19 protein-coding genes are annotated in these 22163 nt (G+C 60.2%); 4 read left to right on the top strand and 15 right to left on the bottom strand.

From position 1 onward, the window contains the following. From V7787_RS01500 to tssB, 13 genes are all read right to left on the bottom strand, one after another. Positions 1 to 2106: PAAR domain-containing protein (locus V7787_RS01500; RefSeq protein ID WP_336085087.1), on the bottom strand; the 2106-nt coding region annotated here is incomplete at its 3' end. Positions 2107 to 2159: 53 nt separating this feature from the next. Continuing rightward, complete coding sequence (locus V7787_RS01505; RefSeq protein ID WP_129934019.1) at positions 2160 to 2591, bottom strand: DcrB-related protein; 432 nt, start codon at positions 2589 to 2591, stop codon at positions 2160 to 2162. 47 nt (positions 2592 to 2638) lie between these two features. Further along, positions 2639 to 4624 carry a type VI secretion system Vgr family protein gene (locus tag V7787_RS01510; RefSeq protein ID WP_336085088.1) on the bottom strand — a complete coding sequence of 662 codons (1986 nt, stop codon included), beginning with the start codon at positions 4622 to 4624 and terminating at the stop codon, positions 2639 to 2641. Positions 4625 to 4698: 74 nt separating this feature from the next. Further along, complete coding sequence (locus V7787_RS01515; RefSeq protein WP_003251355.1) at positions 4699 to 5214, bottom strand: Hcp family type VI secretion system effector; 516 nt, start codon at positions 5212 to 5214, stop codon at positions 4699 to 4701. A 133-nt stretch (positions 5215 to 5347) separates the two neighbouring features. Beyond that, positions 5348 to 6223, bottom strand: a complete 876-nt coding sequence (gene icmH, locus V7787_RS01520) for a type IVB secretion system protein IcmH/DotU (protein ID WP_104886379.1) — start codon at positions 6221 to 6223, stop codon at positions 5348 to 5350. A 1-nt stretch (position 6224) separates the two neighbouring features. Continuing rightward, the gene (gene tssK / locus V7787_RS01525; RefSeq protein WP_336085094.1) at positions 6225 to 7562 is read right to left on the bottom strand and encodes a type VI secretion system baseplate subunit TssK; all 1338 of its coding nucleotides are present in this window, start codon (positions 7560 to 7562) and stop codon (positions 6225 to 6227) included. A gap of 49 nt (positions 7563 to 7611) precedes the next feature. After that, entirely contained in the window at positions 7612 to 8409 is a 798-nt protein-coding gene (gene tssJ, locus V7787_RS01530; RefSeq protein ID WP_336085096.1) for a type VI secretion system lipoprotein TssJ, read from the bottom strand. Next, positions 8406 to 8618, bottom strand: coding sequence for a hypothetical protein (locus V7787_RS01535; RefSeq protein ID WP_129933771.1), 213 nt, complete (start codon positions 8616 to 8618; stop codon positions 8406 to 8408). The genes tssJ and V7787_RS01535 overlap by 4 nt, the downstream gene beginning before the upstream one ends. After that, a complete protein-coding gene (gene tssG, locus V7787_RS01540; RefSeq protein ID WP_129933772.1) occupies positions 8615 to 9631 on the bottom strand; it encodes a type VI secretion system baseplate subunit TssG in 1017 nt (338 codons plus the stop codon). Before tssG ends, V7787_RS01535 begins: the two co-directional genes overlap by 4 nt. Next, positions 9595 to 11361, bottom strand: a complete 1767-nt coding sequence (gene tssF, locus V7787_RS01545; protein ID WP_129933773.1) for a type VI secretion system baseplate subunit TssF — start codon at positions 11359 to 11361, stop codon at positions 9595 to 9597. Before tssF ends, tssG begins: the two co-directional genes overlap by 37 nt. Before the next feature lie 3 nt (positions 11362 to 11364). Continuing rightward, positions 11365 to 11775 carry a type VI secretion system baseplate subunit TssE gene (gene tssE / locus V7787_RS01550; RefSeq protein WP_104886373.1) on the bottom strand — a complete coding sequence of 137 codons (411 nt, stop codon included), beginning with the start codon at positions 11773 to 11775 and terminating at the stop codon, positions 11365 to 11367. After that, positions 11772 to 13259, bottom strand: a complete 1488-nt coding sequence (tssC, locus tag V7787_RS01555) for a type VI secretion system contractile sheath large subunit (RefSeq protein WP_104886372.1) — start codon at positions 13257 to 13259, stop codon at positions 11772 to 11774. The genes tssE and tssC overlap by 4 nt, the downstream gene beginning before the upstream one ends. A 17-nt stretch (positions 13260 to 13276) precedes the next feature. Beyond that, positions 13277 to 13780 carry a type VI secretion system contractile sheath small subunit gene (gene tssB / locus V7787_RS01560; protein ID WP_336085104.1) on the bottom strand — a complete coding sequence of 168 codons (504 nt, stop codon included), beginning with the start codon at positions 13778 to 13780 and terminating at the stop codon, positions 13277 to 13279. Positions 13781 to 14054: 274 nt separating this feature from the next. Between tssB and vasI the strand changes: the two genes are divergently transcribed. Genes vasI through tssM form a run of 3 tightly spaced genes read left to right on the top strand, consistent with a single transcriptional unit; the run spans position 14055 to position 19764 of the window. Then, complete coding sequence (gene vasI / locus V7787_RS01565; RefSeq protein ID WP_336085106.1) at positions 14055 to 14687, top strand: type VI secretion system-associated protein VasI; 633 nt, start codon at positions 14055 to 14057, stop codon at positions 14685 to 14687. Continuing rightward, the gene (gene tssA / locus V7787_RS01570; RefSeq protein ID WP_064491958.1) at positions 14675 to 16141 is read left to right on the top strand and encodes a type VI secretion system protein TssA; all 1467 of its coding nucleotides are present in this window, start codon (positions 14675 to 14677) and stop codon (positions 16139 to 16141) included. Before vasI ends, tssA begins: the two co-directional genes overlap by 13 nt. Further along, on the top strand, positions 16138 to 19764 hold the full coding sequence (tssM, locus tag V7787_RS01575; RefSeq protein WP_064491957.1) for a type VI secretion system membrane subunit TssM: 3627 nt from the start codon (positions 16138 to 16140) through the stop codon (positions 19762 to 19764). The genes tssA and tssM overlap by 4 nt, the downstream gene beginning before the upstream one ends. Positions 19765 to 19883: 119 nt before the next feature. Here tssM and V7787_RS01580 read toward each other — a convergent pair whose 3' ends face one another. Then, positions 19884 to 20399, bottom strand: coding sequence for a DUF4880 domain-containing protein (locus tag V7787_RS01580; RefSeq protein WP_064491956.1), 516 nt, complete (start codon positions 20397 to 20399; stop codon positions 19884 to 19886). 448 nt (positions 20400 to 20847) lie between these two features. After that, a complete protein-coding gene (locus V7787_RS01585; protein WP_010954861.1) occupies positions 20848 to 21147 on the bottom strand; it encodes a DUF6124 family protein in 300 nt (99 codons plus the stop codon). Positions 21148 to 21234: 87 nt separating this feature from the next. Between V7787_RS01585 and V7787_RS01590 the strand changes: the two genes are divergently transcribed. After that, the gene (locus tag V7787_RS01590) at positions 21235 to 21939 is read left to right on the top strand and encodes a LexA family transcriptional regulator (RefSeq protein WP_010954860.1); all 705 of its coding nucleotides are present in this window, start codon (positions 21235 to 21237) and stop codon (positions 21937 to 21939) included. Positions 21940 to 22163 lie beyond the last annotated feature (224 nt).

Raw genomic sequence — 22163 nt, forward strand, 5'->3', positions numbered from 1 at the left:
TTGCTGCCAGAGCAGATTGCCGTGGCTGTCGTAGCCGTATTGCCGAGTCCGTCCGGCTGTATCGGTGACCTGGATGGGTAGCGCCCAATGTCGTAGGTATTTGATGTGTTCGCGGCGGCCGAGGGGATCGCAGGTTTCGATCAGGCGGCCGATATCATCGTAGCTGTAGCGCCATTCACCCCCTTGCGGGTCGATGCGCTTGATCAGCTGTCCGGCGATAACTTCCGCCAGCCAGCAGTTGCCCTGAGGGTCGATGTGCTTATAGACCTCGTACAGTGGCCCCCAGTAGTAGTGATCACGGCGGCCGAGGTTGTCCGTGACGAGGGTTTCACCGGCTTCCAGGTTGTACTCGAACCGGTACTCTTCACCATCGCTGCCCCAGTGGCGAATCACCCGCCACTCGTGATCGGGTTGGGGCTCCAGCAGTGGAGGCAAGCGGTAGGGCGTGCCGTCCAGGCGCTTGGGGGCAGGGCGCTTTTCAGGAATGGCGAAGCGCGCCCATTCGTATTCGCGGACAGCACCGCTAGCCAGTTGATGGCTATTGAGATAGCCCTCGGGGGTGTAAGTGAAGCGGCGGACTCGTTGACCCGTCGCATCCAATACCTCATGCAGTTGCCCGTTGCCGGTGTAGCGATAGCTGACCAGCAGTTCGCTGCGTTCTACCGTCGGTGTTCCACCGTTTTTCAGGAACACCCGTGATATCTCACTGACACGCTGGGGATGCCTGGCGGCATAGTGAAGCTGCACGACCGTTTGGCCGTGCTTGTCATAGAGGGCTTTCAGGCGCCCTTGTTCGTCGTACAGCAGGTCGAGGCAATTGAGATTGCGGTCGCCGAGCCTGATCAGCCGTGAGCGTTTCGAATTCAACGGGTCGGTATCGAAAACCCGATAAAGCCCTTCATTGATATCTTCGACAACGGTCTGGCCGTCCCCCAGCTGGAAGAAGGCCAAGCCGTCCACGGCACTGACGAAGGCATCACCGGCACTGAGCCGGCCCAGTTCCAGTCGGTTACCGTCGTTGTCGATGTAGATCCACAGCGTACCGCCTTGAGGATGTGGGACGCGGGCCAGCTCCACTTCATAGGGGACGCTCCAACCCATCCCCAGTAGACCGTCGCTACGCATGTCCCTGCTGTCGTAGCGCCGTGCCCATTGGATGCCCAGCAAGCCTGGGAGATTGAAATCGATGTCCTCCGGACCCTCCTGCAGCTTGCTCCCGGTGGCAACGGCAACCGGGTTGCCTAATGTGCACCCTTTGATGCGGCCAAACCTTCGGGAGATAAGCATCCCCGCAATAATCCCGGTAAACATCGCAATCTTGCTCTTGCCGTTGCGAATGTCCCGGACCGTCGCCGTACCGCCACCAATGCGCACATTGGGCGATACGTTTTCATTCACATCAATCGTGGCATCGCAGGTGGTCTTGTCACCTGAACGCGCTGCGGGTTGGCCATTGATGAATACCTTGTCCGAGCCTTGCGCAATGAAGGTGTCGGGCAGGGGCGGGTGGCGCGAACAGCTGATCTTGTCTCCTTCAGCGGGCTCCGAGCCTGGGTCGGCCGGTGTGGTCACGGGCGGGTTGAAGATGTCACGTATGGCCATCCCCAGCCCCACGAACGGGACGAGATAAGGCACCGCAGCCATGGCCATGGAGCCGACGTTCTCCAGGATGGACGGTTCCTCTTGTTCAGTATCGGCTGCGCCGCCTCCAGGTGGGCCAGTGATGCCGGCCGCGCGAGCAGCGGGCTCACTGTTAATGAGCACATTGGCTGACCCGCTCGCGATTTTTCCGTAGGGATCGGGCGAGTCCACGCTGTTGCCAAGGCTGTCGCAAAAGCTGGAGATTGCATCGCCGACAGTCTGGTCTTCGCCGACGGAAAGGGTGCTCATTGCGCCGACTGCCACACCCGCGACTGCGGCGATGGCGACTCCAGCCGCACCGCCAGTGGCTACGGTGCCAACAACGGCCAAGCTGATGGCTGCTGCGACGGCTGCGGTGGCCGCTGCATAGATAACGGCTTCGGCAACTGCGCTGATCATTTCAGCGGCAAGCGATGGATGAAGAATTGCGTCGCCCATTCGGGCGGCGTGAACGGTCTGCGCCATTGGCGGTAAGCTCCTAGCAATCCGAAAGTCCTTGTCCTGGTGCGTGGAGAGGCTCAGGCAAATCGGAGCTCGTCTTTGAGGGCGCGCCAGTGGCTGATATCGTCGTCACTCAAAGGCCCTGGCTTGCTGTAGTTGAGCACCAGCATCCGTTGCTGCCCCGGTATCAGGCAGGCCGCCTGAAGCTGGTAGTGGGGCTTGTCGCCGACCATGAACTGGATTGCCATTTCCCGACTGTCGACCGGATGCTCATTGCTTCCAAGGCGGGTCACTTTCGCGGGCGTAATGGTCAGCGCCTTTGACTTCTTCCGTAATAGGTTCAGTTGGTCGTCCAAGGCCTCATCCAGGGTCTTGGTGTTTGCAACAGGGCTGCGAGCGATCACCAACGTGGTTTGCCTGTCGGGAAAGCGCAGCATGTTCAGCGTCGAGTCCTCGTGGGCTTCATCACCCAGATTGAGGATTACATCGTGCGTCAGGTATCGGGTCATCTTGGGTAAGTCCTTTTTGAGTTCAGTGCAGGGTGGCTGGGCGAGCGCTATTCGAAATGCCCATCCACGTCAGCCTTGAGTGAGTCACTGTCGCGCCCGTTCGCGCCCGCACCCGCCGAACTACCCGTTGGGTTGAGGTCGAGCTTTGCCGCCAGGGTGTTGATCTGCCCGGTCTGCTGTGCGGTGAAGTTGAAGGTCTCGCAGGTGATGTTCAGCGTGCCATTGGCATGCATTTCGATAAGGGTCTTGCCGCACTTGAGGCGTAGCGTGTTGCCCGCTTCGACCTCGTAGTCGCCTGCGATGAGGTCGTTTTTGCCACCCCCCACTTTCACGGTGTCGTTGGCCTTGACCACGCGCAGACGATTGCGGCCAATGGCGACCGATTCGTCCTGGCCAACCTGTTGGGTGCGATCGACGCCCACAGAGAGGGACTGGTTGTGATTGACCAAAGTGTTCTGATCTCTCTGGGCATGGATGAACACTTCCTCCTTGCCCAGCTCATCCTCGAAACGCAGCTCGTTGAAACCTTCCCCCTTGTGGGTCTGGCTCTTGATGGTCATGCGTGTTTTGTGATCGGGCAGGTCGTAAGGCGGCAGTTGGTCACCGCAGTAAGTGCGCCCGGTGATCATCGGCTGGTCGGGGTCGCCGTTGACGTAATGGATGATCACGTCCTGGCCGATCCGAGGGATGGCCATCGAGCCCCAGCTGCCCCCCGCCCAGCCTTGAGACACCCGCAGCCAGCACGAACTGAACTCGTTGTTCTGGCTTTCGCGGTCCCAGGGGAAACTGACTTTTACCCGGCCCCATTCATCGCAGTAGATTTCCTCGCCAGGCGGGCCGACGACGGTGGCCATGTGCGGCCCGTCGATTCGCGGTTTTTTCAATGGCGCAGGGCGCCATTCGGTCCGACCGGGGACCAGCACTGCGGTCTGCTCGTAGCGCGTGCTTACATCGACGTCGGCGGCTTCTTCCTGCAGGCTGGTGAACTGGTGGCCTTTATGGGTAACCGTGTTCACCCGCCAATGCACATTGAGGTCGTCACGTGGGTGACCGGTCAGGGTGAAACTGAGCCCCGGTTGCAGGCGCACGTCATCGCCCTGGACCTCGGCAATACGCACATCATGGCGCAGCGCTGTGATACGGTTTTCAGTGAAGGGCTTGCCCACGGCATCGCGTTTATAGCGGCCGGGGTAATCGAAGTATTCGTACTCTTTGCTCTGGTGCTCCAGGAAGGGCCCGGCGGCTCTGTGCTCCTGGCGGTAGGCCGGGTTGGTGAAGGTGTGGTCGCGCTGAACCTGTCGAGCGGTGCGCACCTGCTCGCTGTAGCGCAAGCGGCGAAGGCAGGGCATGGCTTGATCGCCACCGCTGTTGGCTTGGTACAGCACGCTGTCAGGGTCTATAGGCTCATCGTCATCGAATAAGCCCTCGTCTTCATCGGCGGCCTTGACGGCGCCATGGCTGATCAGGCCGAGGGACTGCAGCCGATCGGTGATGATCAGCTTGTGCAGCTTTTCACTGTGCGCGAAGCGGTAGACGAAGCCTTCTTCAGCGGCAAGACGGGCGATGAACGCCAAGTCCGTCTCACCGGCCTGAACGCAGAATTCGCGCACCTGATGGTCCATGCTGGCGCGCAGTTCGTACTGGTCAATGCCCTGGCGCTTGAGCATCAGCTCGAGAATTTGCGGAACGGTCTTGTGCTGGAAGATGCGCCAGTTCGAGCGCAGGTTGGCCCGTGCCAGTTGGGGCTCGACCAGCGCGTGATAGTAGGTGCGGTAGAAGCCGCTTTCAGCCTGGCTGAAACGGCTGACAAGGCCGTGCACGTACCGTACCGGGCGTTCTCCCTCCAGGATGGTGAAGAGCACGGGCTTGTCGAGCAAATGGCCGAAGTCGATGTCGTTTTCGAAGCTGATCAGTTTCAGCTCCAGTTCAAAGGGTGCGCTGATGCCCTCGCGGAGTTCGAACGACACCACCTCGAATTCAGCTTTGCCAACGAGTGCCTCAAAGCTGTAGCGCAAATCAGATTGGCTAGGCATAAAAGATCCTTGTCCGCCGTCTGAATCAACACAAAGCCCGTGCGGGCATGGCCTGCCCGGGGCATTTGCACAGGTCAGGCGGCAGGTGCGCGCCAGTCGTCAGAGCCTTCGGTATTGGCTACATCGTGAGCCCACGTGATCTTTCGATAAGCCAGCGATACTTCAACCAGTTGGGTGTAGTTTTCATTGTCTTTGTCGAGTGCGTGGGGAAGCACGGTATTGATGCTGACGATGGTGGCGTCTTCGAGCGTGGTGGTGAAAAAATGCTCTTGTTTGCCTTCCGACGAGGTGCGATACCAGCTGACCTCGACCGTTGGCAGCATTTCGCCGGTGGCAAGTGCCTGATACATCAGGGGGGTAGCTTTGTTCAGTGAACTGGTGAATATGAAAGGCTTATGCACGCGCTGGCCACTCGGTTGACCGCTCTGGGGGTCAGTGGGCGTAGTCACCTCATGCTTGATTTCCTGAACCAGAATCTGATCTTCATGGCCTTGTTGGAACACGTTGCCGACGGAGTCAGCGGTGAAGGCGCCAGCGGTTATGTTGCCTTGGGTCTGGCCTATGATCTTGATGTAAGCGGGTGTTGGCATGGCAGTTACTCCTGCGTCCATGTGGGTAAAGCACGCGCACCACAGGTGGCGTGGCCATCGGAAACGATGGGCTTGTCAGCGAGGCAAAAACCTCGCGAATTCGTTGAACTCAGTGGTGCTGTGTCACGGTTGGCTATTGCTGCAAAATGCCGTTCAGCGACTCCAGCACCTCGGTTGTGATCAGGTGCAGGCGGTAGCTGTAGATCCCGTAGGCCACCGCCATGGCGATGGCGGAGATGACCAACGGGCTCCACCACGGCCATATCCGGCTCATGCGGAAGTTCTTTGGGGCGACGTTGGTGTAGGGGTCGCAGACCTCTTCTGGCGTAGGGCCGCGCAGCTCACGGATGATCCCGTGGAGCTGGTGGATCAGGGCGTTAAGTGACTCTTCGCCCTTGGGGGCGATGGCGTACTTGCCCTTCAAGCCCAGGCACAGGGCGAAGTACATGAACTCCAGCACGTCCTGATAGCGCTTGGGCTCCTGCATCAGGCGGGAAAGCACGGTGAAGAATTTTTCCCCGCCCCAGGTCTCGTCGTGGAAGATGCTGAGCAGCGGCTCGTGGCTCCAGCAACTGCTTTTGCCCCAGGGCCGATCCATCACCGCTTCATCGATGTACAGGCACAGGCCGTAGGAGTACGCCAGCAACTGAGCGGGCTCATAGCCGTGCTGGCGTATTTCTTCCCGGATGCTGTCGATCTGAATACGTACTTGCTGATGCACATCTTTGATGTTGGGCAGTTCATCAAGCGTGCGCAGGCGCATGACCAGCCCGAACAAGGGCGCTGCGGCATCCAGCATGAGATTGGCGCAGCCACCCCTGAGCTGAAACTCCGGATCCGCGGGGTAGCCCTGATATGCAGGTTCCGGCTTCTGCTCCTGTGCAGATGCAGTGGAAGCTGCAGGTGCGGGTGCGGGTGCGTCGTTGGGCAGCGACTTCTCAAGCATCGAGTGCAAATCCGTATCCGCAACGTGCTTCGCGTCGTTGAGGGTAGGGTTACTGTTTTCCATATCATTCACCCCTGATCGCCCAGAACTGCAGTTCAAGCCCTGGGAACTCACCTGCAACGTGGAAGCCGAAGCCGTTGGCCGTCTTCATGCAGGCCCAGGCGGGGTCACGGCGGTCCAGTTCGAAGTAGCTGAAGCCCGCATGGAAGGGCAGGTCGCGTGGTGCAACCGGCAGGGGCAGCAGCGGGATGCCCGGCAGTTGCAACGGCACCAGGTCATTCAAGGATTCGAGTGAGGTGACCTTGGCTTTCTGTATGAACATCTGGCGCAACGTCTGCGGCGGCAGGTTGGCGCGCACGGCGACGATGAAATCGGCTTCGTCGATCAGGCGTCGGTCTTCAAGCGTGGTTGTCATCACGCCAAAGTCCAGGGTCTCCAGCGGCAGTGACACGGCGCGGGGTTGCAGGACCGTGCTCAGGGCTCGACGGAGCGTGTCCTCCAGGGGCTTGAACGAGGTACGCAGTGCGGTGTGGTGGTAGGCCGGGTATTCCTGCGGCAGCCGGTTCTCGTCGGTGAAGGTGACGAATTCACCACACGCCTGGCTCATGGACAGGTACAACTGCTCGGGGTGTGTTTGTCCTTGCCTGGCCAGGTGGTTGAAGCACGGCCACCAGCGGTTCATGGCCTGCAGCAGGTTGAAGTCACGGATGTCGGCGATACCCGACTGGCCCGAAGCGCCAATGCGGGCGGCAAGATTGCGCGCACGCTCGCGCAGGGTGTTGGTGATTTCTTCAAGGAAACGCTGAAGGGCCGGCACTGCCCGCACCGAAACGCTGGTGGGGTAGAACGTTTCATCCAACTGCAGGCTACCGTCGGGGCGCCGTTCCAGGATACGAGCCACGGCCAGGCGGGTGTAGGCACTGCTGTCATCGGCTTTACGTTTGAGCTGCAGGTTGGGCACGGCCAGGTCGACCTGCACCAGGTCACCGTCGGCGCTGTGGGTATCCTTGATTTCCTGTGCCTGGGCGGTATAGCGGAAGTTGGCGGCATTGTCGGGCCAGCTCACTTCACGGCCGCCCTCGGTCCGCAGCGGCAAGCACAGGAAAATCTCGCTGTCTTTCGAACCGTCGTCCTCGATTTCCAGGGGGGGCGGCGGAGGCAGATCGGCGGGAATATCGAACACCGTGCCATCGGGCATGATGCCGCGCGCCTTGGTGATGGCGACCTTGCCCAGGCTCAGGTATTCGGTGCTCAGCTGCAGTTCGCTGAAGCCGTAGAAGGCCGCGTTTAGGCTGCCAAGGCGTTGATGCAAGGCCGCTTCACTGGCCCGCGCAGCTTGTTGGAAATGTTGCGGTTTGACGAACAGGCCTTCGGGCCACAGAACGGGGTTACGTGAACTCATGAGCGCTCCGTGTCAGCGTGAGTAAGGGGGATAGGGTGCAGAGGCGCTGTCATTCCTCCTCCTTGAGCAGGATCTGCGCGTCATTGACCAGCACTGAGAGAATGATCTGGTGGCCGCGTGGCGGAATCCGCAACACTTGCTGCCAGGTCGCGTTCTCCTGGTTTCTGTAGTCGCCGATCACCGCGACGAAGCGGGTCTCGGGCTCGATGGGCTGAAACGGTATGAACTTGAACTGGCCTGGGTTCAGCAGGTAATCGTCATCGCGGATGTAGGTACTGCGCAGTGCCTTGGCGGGGTCATCGTCCAGCAGTTGGTACACGCTGTTGCGCAGCAGCGAGTCATCGCGCAGTTGCAGGATCTTGATGGCAATCGGTGTGGCGACAGGCCCGCTGGCTTCGGCCTTGCTGCCCGGCAGTGTGAGCACCACCGTGGGGTCGTCATAGCTGCCGGGCGAGCTTTCTTCCATCGGGGAGCGAGCCCATTCGCTTTGGTCCTCTTCGCCGGTTTCCACGCGGGACATCGCGGGGAATTGCGCTTGCAGGTATGCGAGCAAGGTCCCGACTTTGTCGGTCAGTGCGTGCGGATCGCCGGCGCTCAAGGTGACTGCATAGGGGCTGGGTTCCAGGATGCTCTCAGGGATGGCCGCCACGTCGACACTGTTCGGGTTGCTGTTGAGCGTTGGGCTGACGTTGATGCTGAACGCGACTTGGGTGGGGTCGTCCTTGGGCGGCCCGATCGGTAACGAGTGATCCAGCACCACCTTGGTGGCTGTGCTCAAGGACGTGCAACCTGGCAGCCCGACCAGCACGATCAGCAGAGACGCCATCAAGAAAGCCAGGCGGCTCATGGGCGCTCTCCCGCCGTCAGCTGTTGCAGCGGGGCCGTGGTTGATGGCGCCGCCTCAGCCAGCGCCTTGAACGCCGCCATGGGGTCTTTGATCACCCAATCGGCCCCGTCGCTGCCGATGGTGCCGCCCGTGCGATCAAACCGATGACGCAGGGTGACGGTATGCTGCACCTGGTCGAGATTGATGATGCGCAAGGTCAATGTGCTCATGAGCGCCCCCGAAAGCGGACAACGGGACTGATCTGGCCATCGTGGTCATCGACGAAGCTGGTCCAGCCCAGGTAAGCGCCTTTGCTGCGGTGCAGGCAGAACGGCGACAGTGCGTTCTTTTTCAGGCGCAGCTCCAGGTCATACGCCAGGCCATCGCGCAGCAGAAAATCAATCAAGGCGCGCAAGCGACCGAAGTTGATGCCGCTGGGCAGCAAGTCATGCAGCTGCGCCTGGTCGAGTTCGCTGATGAGGATGGTGAATTTGCTGCTGCGGGTGCGGGTGCGGCTGCCGACCATGAACGTGCTGCCAAGCTCGCCGTTGCTGCGCCCGAGGCTTACAAGCTGTTTGCTGTTGGTGGTGACCGTGCGCGTCTCGAATTCGCGGATCTGCACGTGCGTCAGATCGAAGCAGTGGGCGATGATGCCGGCGACGGTCCCCGGTGCGCGGCTGCGGCTGGCGATAACCCCGGCAAAGCTGAGCAGGCGGCTCCAGGGCAGTGTCGTGTCGCCGCGCAGCTGTTTGTCGTTCAGCCCGAGCAGGGCGAACATGTACTGGGAGAACCCGTCCCGCGCACCGGGTTGAAAACGGATGTAATAGCGGTACTTGCGCCAGATCCGGTGCAGCAGGCTGAGCAGGTAATGGTTGAAGAAGTCGAAGAAGGCCGGCCGCACGCCTACACCCTGGGCATGTTCATAGGCCACCTGTTCCAGGTAATAGGTGGGCAAGGGCGAGTCGGTACCGTGCAGCCCCATGAACGTGGTGCACACGCGATAGCGCTCATCCTCCCCGGGCATCCGCTCGGCCTTGTACACATCAGAGACGGGAAAGGTCAGGCGCGGGTCGCTGGCCAGCCGCACGCGCAGCCGGGTGGCCTCATCCGCCCAACGCGGTTCCAGGTCGTCCCCGTGCAGGCCATGCAACCGCTCCAGCAACTGGAAGAAGTTGTACTGGTGCGCATTGGCGAGCAGCTTGTCGGCTAGATCAGCGGTTGCTTGCCGGTCTGGATGGGCCATGTGTAGTGCTCGTTGTTGGTGGTGTTGATCACTTCCAGTTGATGGAAGGAATTGATGCTGGCGTACAGGGCGAAGAAGTGCGCGAGCACGCAGCCGAACAGGTAGAGGTCGCCTTCGCAGAGGAAGGCCGCCTGGTCCAGCTTCAGTTGGGTGTGCAGGCCTCGTATGGGTTGCCCCTTGATCAGCCAGTCCATGGGCTGCGTGTGGAGTTCGCGGATACCGTCGAGACGTTTGCCGGTGGTGCGCGCTTGCTGGATGTCGTGCAACGCCGCGAAGTCGTAGGTGCGAATCACCGCCTTGAGCGGCTCGACCGACAGCAGCGACAGGTAGTTGAGCGACATGTTGGAGATCAACGCCCACTGCAACTGGCCATCCAGCACGGGCCGGTAGGGGCGGGTGGGGGCGCAGATGTTGGTATAGGTCGCCAGGGGCGGCGTGACTTCGGTGAGGACGTTGATGTCATCCACGCCCAGCGCCAGCGGCAAGTCCCTGTTGGTGCAGGTCAGGTCGATGGATGCAGTTTCAAGCTCGCCTATATAGCTGTTGGCATCGGCGCGCACGAAGGCGATGCGGTGGGTCACGCCATCGCCGCGCAGGGACTCTTCGAGTTGGTAGCGGTAGTACAGCGCCGTGCGGCCTTGGACATGCTCGATTTCGTGGGCGAACGACTCGAAAGGGCGAAAAGTCCGCAGGTGCTCGCCGGTGCTTCCGTCAGTGGTCGTTCGGGTGCTGATGACTTCATCGACACTGAAGATTTCGTAAGCGGACTGCTCCTCGCTTCTGGGCTTGAGCTCGACCTGGGCAGCCTCGCTGGCCAGGTCGATGGGCTCGGCACTGTGCTTGAACAGGTTGACAGCCGGGGTGCAGAACAGGCTGAAATCTTCTGTGCCAACGCGAAGGGGTTCTGGCAGTTGACGCGTGAAGTGGAACTCGATGCCCACCTGCTGGCAGGCTTGCGCCGGCCACAGCTTTTCCAGGCCGGTAATGCTGAAGAAGTGGAAGCGCTTCGGGAACACGAAGTATTCCTGCAGGATCCGGTAGCCATCGAACACGTTCCGCGGGTAGGGCAGCAAGGCCTCCTCAGGGCTGAAACCCGGGAACGCGATGCTGTTGGCCGGTAGCCGGCGCACCTCGCCGTCCATGATCACGCTGACGTGTTTGAGGTATTGAGCAATCCATAGATAAAGCGTCAGAGCGGTGCGGTTGTCGCCGCTCAGGTGGAAATCCAGACGGGCGCAGCCCAACGTATTCAGTGGCCGTTCGACCAAGGTTTGCAGGCCGATGCGAACCACAGAGCTGTCGAGTGTCTGGGTTGCGCTGACGGCGCTGATTTCGACCGGATGAAGGCTCACTCCCGTGCAGGTACGAAACTCGCAGGGCACGCCGTCCACGGGTTTCGAGAACAATCTTGCACCTTTGAGAATGTGCTGTGACTGGCTGAGCGATTGTTTGCGTGGCGAGAACTGGATGATCGTCGCGCTGGGCAGTGGCCGCAGGTAGTTGGGCCACAGTATCTGCAGCATGGGGTGGGTGAGTTCTGGCAGGTCATCTTCCAGCTTCAGCCGAAGCTTGGCCGTTAGAAACGCAAAGGCTTCCATCAACCGCTCGACATCGGGGTCGCTGCCCGCCTTGCCTAGCAGCCGGGCAAGCTGAGGGTTGTCCTTGGCGAAGTCGTTTCCCAACTCGTGCAGGTAACGCAGTTCTTCGCTGAATCTGTCCTTCAGTGACATGGGTCACCTCACTCGGGTGTAGCGGTTGTGTCCGTTTACCAGCAGCTCCAGCTGCAACTGCTCTGCCTGGTTGTTGACCTGCACCTGGCAGTCGAGCCTGAAATGCAGTTCCAACGGGGCGTGACAATCCGGTACCGCTTTGAGCGCGCGCACTTGGATGCGCGGTTCAAAGCGCTGGAGGGTACGGCGGATATCGGCGCTCACTTGCTGCAGCAGGTCGCCACTGCTGACGTCATGCCCGTTGAAGTCGCGCAGGCCAAGCTCGGGGCTGCTCTGGGAGCAGCCTTGGCGAGCGTTCAGCAACGTTTCGAGGTGGCGCTTGATGGCCGCGAACTTGTGCGAAGCGCTTTCCTGGCGAGACGGCTCCCGGATGGCGGACGGGTCCGCCATCAAGCGATCGAAGAAACCACTCATTGCGTGTCGAGCCGGCCTACCAGGGAAATTTCGAAGTTCGCGCCCATGTACTTGAAGTGCGGGCGCACGGCGAGCGAGACCTGGTACCAGCCCGGATCACCCGCCACGTCCGAGACCTCGACCCTGGCAGCACGCAACGGCCGACGGCTGCGCACATCGGCCGAAGGGTTTTCCTGGTCGGCGACGTATTGCTTGATCCATTTGTTGAGTTCGGACTCAAGGTCCCGTCGCTCCTTCCAGCTGCCGATCTGCTCGCGCTGCAACACCTTGATGTAGTGGGCCAGGCGATTGACGATGAACAGGTAGGGCAGTTGGGTGCCGAGCTTGTAGTTGGTCTGTGCCTGCAGGCCTTCGGGTGTCTTGGGGAAGTTTTTCGGCTTTTGCACCGAGTTGGCTGAGAAGAACGCGGCGTTGTCGCTGTCCTTGCGCATGGTCAGGGCGATAAAGCCCTCTTCGGCCAGCTCGAATTCCTTGCGGTCGGAAATCAGTACCTCGGTAGGAATCTTGGCCTGCAGTTGGCCCAGCGATTCGTACAGATGTACCGGCAGGCCTTCGACGGCACCACCCGATTGCGGGCCGATGATGTTGGGGCACCAGCGGTAGCGGGCAAAGCTGTCGTTGATGCAGCTGGCCAACAGAAAGGCTGAGCTGCCCCACAGGTAATTGTCGTGCCGGCCGTTGATGTTCTCATCGTAATTGAAGCTGCTGATCGGCTGGTCCTGGTGATGGTAGGCGGAGCGCAGCATGAAGCGCGGCCCGGTCAGCGCGATGTGGCGGGCATCTTCGCTCTCGCGGAACGCGCGCCACTTGGCATGCCGTGGGCCGGCGAAGATGTCTTTGATTTCTTTCAGATTGGGTAGCGCTTCGAAGCTGCTCAGGTTGAAGAACTCCGGGGAGGGTGCCGCAATGAAGGGCGCATGCGACATGGCACCGACGGACGCCATGTAGCTCAACAGTTTGATATCAGGCGAAGAGGGGCCGAAGTTGTAGTTGCCAACCATTGCCGCGACCGGCTCGCCACCGAACTGGCCGTAGCCGGCGGTATAGACGTGTTTATAAATACCACTGCAGGTAATGTCGGCGGCGTTCTCGAAGTCATCGAGCAAGTCTTCCTTGCTGACGTGCAAGACTTCGAGCTTGATGTTCTCGCGAAAGTCCGTACGGTCGACCAGAAGTTTGAGGCTTCGCCACGCGGATTCAAGTTGCTGGAACGCGGGTTCATGCAGAATGGCATCCATCTGCTTGCTGAGGACCCGATCCAGCTCGGCAATCATCTGGTCGACGCGGTGTTTGTTGATCAATTGATCTGGGTCATGACTTTTCAGAATTTCGGCAATGAAGGCGGATACACCCTGCCTGGCCACTTGGTAACCCTCTTGCGTGGGAACCAACTTGGTCTCTGCCATGATCTGGTCGAGCAAGGTGGCATTGCTCAGTGTTTCGGCCTGTGTTTCAACAGTGACAGTTGTGCTTGGCTTTGGCATGGGGGCGCTCCGTTGTCTCAGTCGGCTTTTGGCGCTTCAAGCACCAGGTCCAGTTCTTGCGCGAGTTGCTTGCGGGCATGCGCGTCGTTCAAAAGAAGCTGCAACTGTTTGCGGAAGGTGGGCACGTTGCCCAGCGGGCCTTTCAGGGCGACCAGCGCTTCACGCAGCTGCAGCAGCTTGTTCAGCTCGGGCACCTGGCGTGCGATGCGGTCTGGGCCGAAGTCCTGGATGGACTTGAATTGCAGGTTGACTGCCAGCTCTGCATCCGGAGTAGCGCCAAGCGCGGAGGGCACCGACATGGCCAGGCTCACATTGGCGTCGTTCAACACGTTGTTGAAGGTGTGTTTATCGATGCGCATGACCTGACGGTCTTCGAGGGAGCGGCTGTCGTCGAGGCCGAAGTCACCCAGCACCATCATCTTGTGCGGCAGCTCTACCTCGGCCTGCTCGTCACCGGTGGCGGGCACATATTTGATGTTGATGCGTTCTTTGGGTGCAACGGAGCCGGAGGGTTTAGTCATGGTTATATATCTTTTTTAGTGTGGGTTTTATATGTAGGACGCTTCCTACAAGTAAGCTTGCGCGTTAAACGTTTAATAAACATGATTTCTGGGATTTGAGTTGTTCGTTGCCTAAAAACCATGCGCTGGATAATCGTCGAGCGTCGAGTTCAAATATGTAACAAAATAAATTCTTGAATAGAATTGAGTTTATGTACTAGCCTCTTTTCCGCTGTTGGGATGGCTGGGTTAATTCACGGGCATGTGTACGATTGAGTGGGAGAGTTAAGGTGAGATGATTATTCGTTATGCAGGTGGCGTCGGACTTTCATTCCTGTTCTTGTTAATGCCTGCCTTGACCCGTGCATCGCAGGACTGCCCACGGATCGTGTCCAATATCGAACGCCTGGCGTGTTTCGATCAGGCGGCGGGTACGCCGGGATTCACGCCGCACCGACAGTGGTCAGCGCAGGAACTGGAAACGCCCACGTTGCGTCGCGTATTGATCCATGAGACGGGGCGGGCGCCCGAGGACTTGATGTTTCGCCTCAGGTCTGAAGAAGGCGGGCTCCTGATCTCTGCACCTGCGATTGCTTCAGTTGCACCGCACCCCTACCTGATCATCAGCTGCGTGCAGAACATCTCGAGGTTGCAACTGGTCACCGCCCAACCCGTCGATGCCAGCCGAGTGCAGGTGCGGTTGAGAGGGGAGCGGGGCGCTACTGTACCCACACCGTGGCAAGTGATGGAAAACGGCCAAGTGCTCGACGCCGGCAGAGGCTTGCCGGGTATCGAGCAGATCAAGCAATTGATCGGGGCCCATCGCATTCACGTAGAGAGCGACAACCCTGCCGTTGATGGACTCGTTTTTGACGCTCAGGGGCTGGACCCGCTTATCGACGAGGCTCGCAAGACATGTCGCTGGTAGCTGATGTCGAGGCGCAAGAAATCACACGGTTGCTCGCACCCATCGATGCCCAGGTGCCGGCGGGGCTGTTCGATGGGGAAGACGAAACCTACCAGGCCATTGACCAGGAGATGGTCAAGCTGGGTGGGCTGCAGGAAGCGTCTATCGACTGGGACTACATCGAGGAGGCCTCCGGTCAGTACCTGGAGCGACAGTGCAAGCATCTGCGGATCGTCGCGCACTTGAGCGTTGCGTGGCTGCGCAGTGGTTGTTGGGAGCGCTGGGGGTTCACCTTGGCGTTGCTGGGCGGAATGATCGAAGGCTATTGGGAAACCGCTCATCCAGCGCCTGGCCCGAAGGGCTTCCTGACCAAGCGCAAGGTCGTTGGCCTGGTGCTCAATCGCTTGATCGATGCGCTGCCGCGCCTTGATCGTTTCACCTACACCCCGGCTCACGCCGCAGCGGCGAAGGGTGCATTGGCCCGTTTGCTACGTCAGCAGGAAGCCGCCCAGCTTGACCCGGCTGTTCTGGGTGAGCTGGAGCGCCTGTTGCGTAAACACACGGCGCTTGCCAACGGTATTGGCGAGTGCGATGCGCCCAAGGCCTCGGTGGAGAGCCCCCAACCTGCGCCGCTGGTGGATGTCATCGCCACGCCGAAACCCTGCATGTCGATCGGTAACGAGCGCGAGACGCGCCGAGCCATCCTGAGCATGGCCGAGCTGATCAACCAGCAGGACCCTTACGACCCGACCGGCTACCAACTGCGTCGCTTCGGTCTGTGGGCCCACATCCAGGCCGCACCGCAAACCCGGCAGGGCAACCGTACAGAGTTGATGGCAGTGCCGCGGGATATTGCCAGCGACTACGAGGAGGCCATCGCCGGTACCGTAATCGACGCGGCGTTGCTCCAGCGGGTTGAAAAAAGTGTGTCGGCTTCGCCCTTCTGGATTCGCGGCAGCTTCCTTGCCGCAACCGCCGCGTCGCGGCTGGCGATAGGCGAAGTGGCTGAGGCCATCCGTGCGGCGACCGCTCGTTTCGTGCTGCGCATGCCAGCGCTGCAGCAGCTGTGCTTCAGCGACGGTCGGGTGTTTGTCGACGACCAATGCCTGGCCTGGCTCAAAGGGGCAGACGGGCAATCCGAGCAAGCCGGAGCTTCCCAAGAGTTCACCAGCCTTCGCGAAGAACTGGTCAGCCAGCTGGAAAGCGGCGGCGTAGAACCGGTGTTGCTAAGGCTGCAGGGGATGCAGGCAGATTTTCGAGCCCCTCGCGAGCGCTGCCATACCACCCTCATCGCAGCGGACCTGTTGGCCGCACGAGGCGTGTCCTGGTTAGCCCAGGACCTGTGCGCCGGGGTAGCGCGCACGATGCAGCAAACCACCGCCAGCGACTGGGAGCCCGAGGTATTTCAGCGGCTTCAACAATACGCGTCCTCCCACGTGCTGGCCGATCGGAACAAGGAGCAGGAGCCTCGATGAATCAACTCTGGAAGTACCTCAAACGTTGGGGCTGGCCGCTGATGACCCGTATCGGTCTGGCAATGCCGCTGCTACTTGGGCTTGGCGCTGTGCTGATGCTGGTCGCCATCTGGTGGCTCGGCCCGCAATGGACGTGGCGCGATCAGCAGCCGTTGGCCAGTGTGGCGCATCGTAGTATGGCCAGCCTGGTGTTCGTGTTGGTGGCGCTGTTGTGCTGGCTGATCGTGTTGAGAACGCGCTTTCGCCGCTTGCAAGCAGAACGTCAGCAGGCGATGGCTGCCGACGTGGATCCGGCGCAACCGTTCGTTCATGCACAAGAGAAGGCGTTGAGCCAAGGGCTCGCACGCTACCTGGACAATGCCGGTGGGCGTCGCGCGCTGTACCGATTGCCGTGGTACCTCGTGCTGGGCGCCAGGCAGGCCGGCAAGAGCAGCTTTATTGACTGCACCGATCAAAGTTTCTCGTTGACCCGCATCGACAAGGCGCAGGCACGGGGACGGCCAGCGCAGGCGCTCGCCTACCCCGTGGGGTGGTGGATCAGCAATGACGCGGTGATCATCGACCCGCCCGGTGCCTTTATCAGCCAGAACGGCCCCGCAGATTCGCTGGGCAGTGACTCCACTGACGTTGAGTCTTCGGTACCGTCTGGAACCCAAGCCAAACTGTGGCAGCATCTGTTGGATTGGCTGCAGCGCAATCGAAGCCAGAGAGCCCTAAACGGCCTGGTGCTGGTTGTCGACCTGCCCGCGCTGCTGCACGGTACCGTCGAGCAACGCACGGCACTTGCCCACCTGCTGCGCACACGTCTTTACGAGGCGAGCAGCCAGTTGGGCTCGCGCTTGCCGCTGTATGTCGTGTTGAGCAAGTTCGATCTGCTGGACGGCTTCGACCAATTCTACAGCAAGCTTTCGGCCGCCAAGCGCAATAGCCTGTTTGGATTCACGTTCAAGCTGGATGCTGTCGACACCTTCGACGCTTGGCTGGGCGAGTATGGCGAACACTACGATCGGTTGCTGGAGCAGCTGTTCGAGCAGGTGATCGATCGTCTGGACGTGCAGGGTAGCCCTGCGTTGCGCTCACGTCTCTACTCACTGCATAGGCAGTTGCTCGGGTTGCGTCCAATACTGTTGAGCTTTCTGCGCGAGACCTTGGCAAGTGACCGTTTCACCACCCCGGCGCTGGTGCGCGGTGTGTATTGGTCGTCAGTCGTACAGCACGGTGACGTGCGCAACGCCTTTGTCCGTGAGGCGGCGCAGCCTTACAAGACCAGCCTCCCCTTGCTGGAGGGCAAGGCGCAGGGCAAGGCGTTGGCCTACTTCATTCAACAGGCCTTTGGGCGGGTCATCTACAAGGAGGCCGGCCTTGCCGGCGACAACGTCAGGGTGGCACGGCGCAAGCGCCAATTGCTGTGGGTGGGTGCTTCTGTAGGCGTTCTGGCCTTCTGTATCGCTATTGCCAGCTGGCATCGTTACTTCGACATCAATGGCATCAAGGCCGCCAGCGTGCTGGCCAAGAGCCGGGAGTACAGCCATCACGAAGTGGATCAGCGTCTGGACCCGACCGGGCGCAACTTGCTGGAGCCGCTGGACCAGATCCGCGATGCGGTAGCAGTGTTTGGCGACTACCGCGCTGCGTGGCCGGGTGTTGCGGATCTGGGGCTGTACCAGGGCCGTGCCATCGGGCCGACCGTGGATGAGGCGTACCTCAGTTTGTTGTCCAGGCGTTTCTTGCCTGCGTTGGCCAGCGGCGTGATCGATGCCATGGATGCGGCGCCCCCCGGCAGCGAGCAGCAAATGGCCGCGCTCCGGGTTTACCGGATGATCGAGGATCGCCGGAACCGCCGAGCGGCATGGGTCGAAGACTGGATGGCGCGACAGTGGCAACAGGCCTTCCCCGGCCAGGGGCAGCTGCAACGTGATCTCATGCGGCACCTGAAGTATGCCCTGGCCTACGCGGATACCGACCTGCCGCAGTATCGCCAGCGTGTCAGCGACGTGCAGCAGACCTTGCGCAAGGTGCCGTTGCCACAACGCGTGTATGCAGGCCTGAAGCAGCAGGCCCAGGAGCAGTTGCATACCGGTCTGGACCTGCGTCATCAGGTGGGGCCTGCGTTCGATGTCGTTTACCAGCTGTCTTCCGGCTCGAGCCAGGGCGACAATGGTGTTTTGCTGGCGCCCATGCTCACCGCCAAAGGCTTCAAGGAGTATTTTGAACCGCGTAGTCAGCGCTTTACGGAAATGGCAATGATCGACCAGTGGGCACTGGGGGAACGTGCTCAACTGGACTACTCCGATGCCGACCAGGCTGCGCTGAACGAGCGCCTGCGCAACCTGTACAGCGCCGACTACATCGACAGCTGGCGCCGCGCCTTGAACGCATTCTCCGTGGCGGATTTTCGAGACCTGGATCATGGCGTCACGATCCTTGAACAGTTGGCCGGGCCAGCGGCGCCGTTGCACCGATTGCTGGAGACGGTTCGCGACAACAGTTCGCTGTTATCACCAATGAATGTTGGCGTGGCGGATGAGGCCCCCTCGCTTGTTTTGGTCAACGGCAAGCCCGAGCAACAACAGGCGCTGGCCATCCAGCGGGCGTTTGCAGGCTTGAACGCCATGTTGCACGCTGCAGGCGAAAAGCCGAGCTACTACGATGAAACCCACGCAGCCATAGCCGCCGTCCACGACTATGCCAAGGCGGTACAGGGTAGCCCAGACCGGGGCAAGGCCGCGCTGCACGCGGTGCATCAGCGCTTTTCAATGACCGGGCACGACCCCATCGGCACCTTGCAACGCGTCGCCACTGGCTTGCCGGAGCCAATCAATCATCACGTCAGAAAGGTGGCAGAGCAAACGGCGCAAGTGCTGAACGTTGAAGCGCTGCGCGAGCTGGAGCGACGGTGGGATGCTGAAGTCTACAGCTTCTTCCAGCAGCGCCTGGCCGAGCGCTACCCATTCGTCGTCAGGGCACCCGACGCTTCGCTGGAAGACTTTGAAGCGTTCTTTGGACCGAATGGGCGACTGCAGCAGTTCCAGGATCAATACCTGAAGCTCTTTCTCAAGGACAATCTGGAGGCCTTGCAGGCTGGTCTGCAGGGGCGTTCCCTGATCCGTACTGATGTGATCGAGCAGCTGAAACTGGCTGATCGCATCCGCGAAACGTTCTTTGATCAGCGCGGTAACCTCAGCGTGCAGTTCAGCATCGAGCCATTGGGGCTCAGTGCAAATCAACGCACCAGCCTGCTGGATCTGGATGGCCAGCTGATTTCCTACACCCACGGCCCAAGCCAGATCACCGGCATTGTCTGGCCCAATACCTTGGGGCAACACGTGCGCAGCAACCTGACCCTGCTCAGACAGAACGGCAATAGCAGCAGCCTGGAGTATCGAGGGCCTTGGTCGATGTTCCGCCTGCTGAGCCGCGGTTCGCTCAATGGACGTACGGCAACCAGCGTGGACCTGAGCTTCAGGACGGGTGATGGTGTGATGCGCTACCGGCTGAACGCGGAAAAAGCCTTCAACCCAATTACTCAACAACCGTTCAAAGGTTTTCGGTTGCCCCGAGGGTTGTTGCAACAGCCAGCCAGGGTGGCGTTGGCCGAACAGGCGGATGTGCCTGTCATGTAAGCAGGAGATGGTGCAAAACGAAGCGCGAGTCCAGGCGCGGCATTACTGTACCCAGGCTATCGAGAAACTGAAGTGGGGCATGCGCTCGGGCAGGACTTACAGGCATGTTGAAGCGCTGATCAAGCCCAGAACCCAACCAGCACCAACGCCGCCACACCCAGCCCGACCGCAACCGAGCAGCCACCCAGCGACAGCGCCGCCCGGCCTTGCCGATACCAGCCGTCATGGCCCAATTGCCGTGCCGGCGCCAGCAGGCTGCGCCACCGCAGTTCCGTATCGTGAAACGCCTGCAAGTTCGCCGTATCGGCATCCAGCCAGCGGCGGAAGTCGATACGCTCGCACGCCGTCACCTGCGGGCTCTGCAAGCGCACATACCATTGCCCGGCCACGCTCGCCAGCACATCCCGGCGCGAGCGGCCGGCTTGCAGCGCCTGGCCCATGTTGCGCTCGATACTCGCCAGTGGCAGGTCAAGGCGCACAGCAATGCTGGCGAAGTCCAGCTGATCGAGGCGGTTAAGCAGGAATACTTGCTGTACGCGCCGTGGTAGCCGCTTCAGTGCATGCAGCAGGGCATCGTCGGCATCATGCTCGGTAGCAGGAGTGGGGTGCTCAAGGGGCAGCAGCAGACGGGTCATGGACAGCTCCTTGCTCTATAAAGGGGAGGAGGGGGCATCTTCCTTGATGCGGAAACAGCTTAGTGGAAACGAGATTGATTCTCAAGTGCTGATTCCGCAAAGTTTTGTAACGAGCGTTCACGCCCTGAAACACCTTTGCTATCATGCGCGCCATCACGATCTTCATTAGCCTGAAGAGCCAAAAAAAAGACCCGGCAAAAAAGCCGGGTCAAAAACCGTGATTAGCCTGATGAGGAGATAATCTGAGAGCGACCTAAGCTTTCAGGTTATCCAGCGGATCTCGCGATCAGCTGAGTGCAATAATAATCGTTATCATTTGGCAGTCAAATGAATTTTCGCTAATCCGGTAAAAAAGTTTTACCGGCGCGCTTCCTTGTCCCGGCAATCGGGGCTTTTGCCGTTACGCGGCCATCACGTTCTCTCCCTCCTTTCTTGTCTATAAACCCGGTCACTCGGTGTGTTTGTGCTCCAGCAGGGCGCGAGCCATGTCCATCATGTGCATCAACGCGAACGTCAGTTCGCGCTGGCTGCCGTGCTGGTGGGTGGCGGTTTCCTGGGCGGTGGCCGCAGCGCAGCGCAGCAGGGCGATGGCGTGTTCCTTGGCCTGTTCGCCGGTTACGCCTTCGTGCAGGGTCCAGATCCTGTTGTCCAGGGTGGGCCGCGGTGGGTTGGGGTTGAGATAATAGTCGAGCGCGCGGCGGGCTGCTTCGCTGTCGAGATCTGTTTCGTCGTTTTTCGGTAGTTTCATCCTGATACCTGCCGGAGCCAGTAGGGAAGGGGTCAGGTCGATGGTAATACCTACAGTATTTTTATTCTTCCCGATAAATAATACTGAATGTTTATTGAGCGCTTGAAGGCAGTCCGTATCGTGCCAGCGATGAATATGGATAAATGGATTGCCCTCGTCCGTGACCGGATGGAGGAGCTAGGGCTCACTCAAGAGCAGCTTGCCGAGCGCGTTGGTGTGTCTCAAGGCAGTGTCGGTCATTGGGTGAACAAGCGGCGTCAGCCGAAAATCGAATCGATGAACCGCACGTTCGTCGAGCTTGGAATGCCTCATTACAACGTCAGCCTGCAGCTGCGTATCCAGGGGCAGGTTGGCGAGGAGCGTAGTGTTTACGAGATAGCAGACGATGATGAACTCGACCTCATGCGGTACATCGTTTGCTTCCGTTACCCGGTGCTGGGTTGGAGTGAGTTAGAGGCTGCGACGGCTGTAGAGCCTGCTGTTTTCGAGCAGACTGACTACCTGGCACAGGGCAAGGCGTTCTGGCTAACCGTGGAAAACGATGCCATGAGCGCTGTCAGTGGCCGCAGTGTGCCGCAGGGCATGCGGATGCTGGTGGACCCAGGTGTAGAGGCTGAGGCGGGGCGTTTGGTTATCGCTCGTCAGCCGGGCAAGCCGGCGATTTTCCGCGAGCTGGCCGAGGAAGGTGGGCAGCGTTATCTGAAGGCATTGAACAGTAACTACCCGGCGCTGTTGTGCGAAGAGGGTTGCGAATTTCTTGGGGTGGTCGTGCGGGTGCATGGGGCCTTTTGAAAGGGTTTGAGGAGTGGCGGCTACGGTGAACGGCGGGTGGAAGTTGGCCAGCAGGGCCGGCCCTTTCGCGGGTGAACCCGCTCCTACACGCGGCCTGCGCCCAATCACCGATGTGTGTCCACCCCCGATCGGGCGTAGGAGCGGTTTTACCCGCGAATACGGTAGCGGCGGCAACGGTGAACAGCGGGTGGAGATTGGCCAGCAGGCCCGGCCCTTTCGCGGGT

The sequence above is a fragment of the Pseudomonas sp. CGJS7 genome (assembly GCF_036961695.1).

Bases quoted from the DNA above. Each gene is read 5' to 3' on its own strand.
- V7787_RS01505 (WP_129934019.1), bottom strand. From the start codon at position 2,591: ATGACCCGATACCTGACGCACGATGTAATCCTCAATCTGGGTGATGAA.
- V7787_RS01510 (WP_336085088.1), bottom strand. From the start codon at position 4,624: ATGCCTAGCCAATCTGATTTGCGCTACAGCTTTGAGGCACTCGTTGGC.
- V7787_RS01515 (WP_003251355.1), bottom strand. From the start codon at position 5,214: ATGCCAACACCCGCTTACATCAAGATCATAGGCCAGACCCAAGGCAAC.
- icmH (WP_104886379.1), bottom strand. From the start codon at position 6,223: ATGGAAAACAGTAACCCTACCCTCAACGACGCGAAGCACGTTGCGGAT.
- tssK (WP_336085094.1), bottom strand. From the start codon at position 7,562: ATGAGTTCACGTAACCCCGTTCTGTGGCCCGAAGGCCTGTTCGTCAAA.
- tssJ (WP_336085096.1), bottom strand. From the start codon at position 8,409: ATGAGCCGCCTGGCTTTCTTGATGGCGTCTCTGCTGATCGTGCTGGTC.
- V7787_RS01535 (WP_129933771.1), bottom strand. From the start codon at position 8,618: ATGAGCACATTGACCTTGCGCATCATCAATCTCGACCAGGTGCAGCAT.
- tssG (WP_129933772.1), bottom strand. From the start codon at position 9,631: ATGGCCCATCCAGACCGGCAAGCAACCGCTGATCTAGCCGACAAGCTG.
- tssF (WP_129933773.1), bottom strand. From the start codon at position 11,361: ATGTCACTGAAGGACAGATTCAGCGAAGAACTGCGTTACCTGCACGAG.
- tssE (WP_104886373.1), bottom strand. From the start codon at position 11,775: ATGAGTGGTTTCTTCGATCGCTTGATGGCGGACCCGTCCGCCATCCGG.
- tssC (WP_104886372.1), bottom strand. From the start codon at position 13,259: ATGCCAAAGCCAAGCACAACTGTCACTGTTGAAACACAGGCCGAAACA.
- tssB (WP_336085104.1), bottom strand. From the start codon at position 13,780: ATGACTAAACCCTCCGGCTCCGTTGCACCCAAAGAACGCATCAACATC.
- vasI (WP_336085106.1), top strand. From the start codon at position 14,055: ATGATTATTCGTTATGCAGGTGGCGTCGGACTTTCATTCCTGTTCTTG.
- tssA (WP_064491958.1), top strand. From the start codon at position 14,675: ATGTCGCTGGTAGCTGATGTCGAGGCGCAAGAAATCACACGGTTGCTC.
- tssM (WP_064491957.1), top strand. From the start codon at position 16,138: ATGAATCAACTCTGGAAGTACCTCAAACGTTGGGGCTGGCCGCTGATG.
- V7787_RS01580 (WP_064491956.1), bottom strand. From the start codon at position 20,399: ATGACCCGTCTGCTGCTGCCCCTTGAGCACCCCACTCCTGCTACCGAG.
- V7787_RS01585 (WP_010954861.1), bottom strand. From the start codon at position 21,147: ATGAAACTACCGAAAAACGACGAAACAGATCTCGACAGCGAAGCAGCC.
- V7787_RS01590 (WP_010954860.1), top strand. From the start codon at position 21,235: ATGTTTATTGAGCGCTTGAAGGCAGTCCGTATCGTGCCAGCGATGAAT.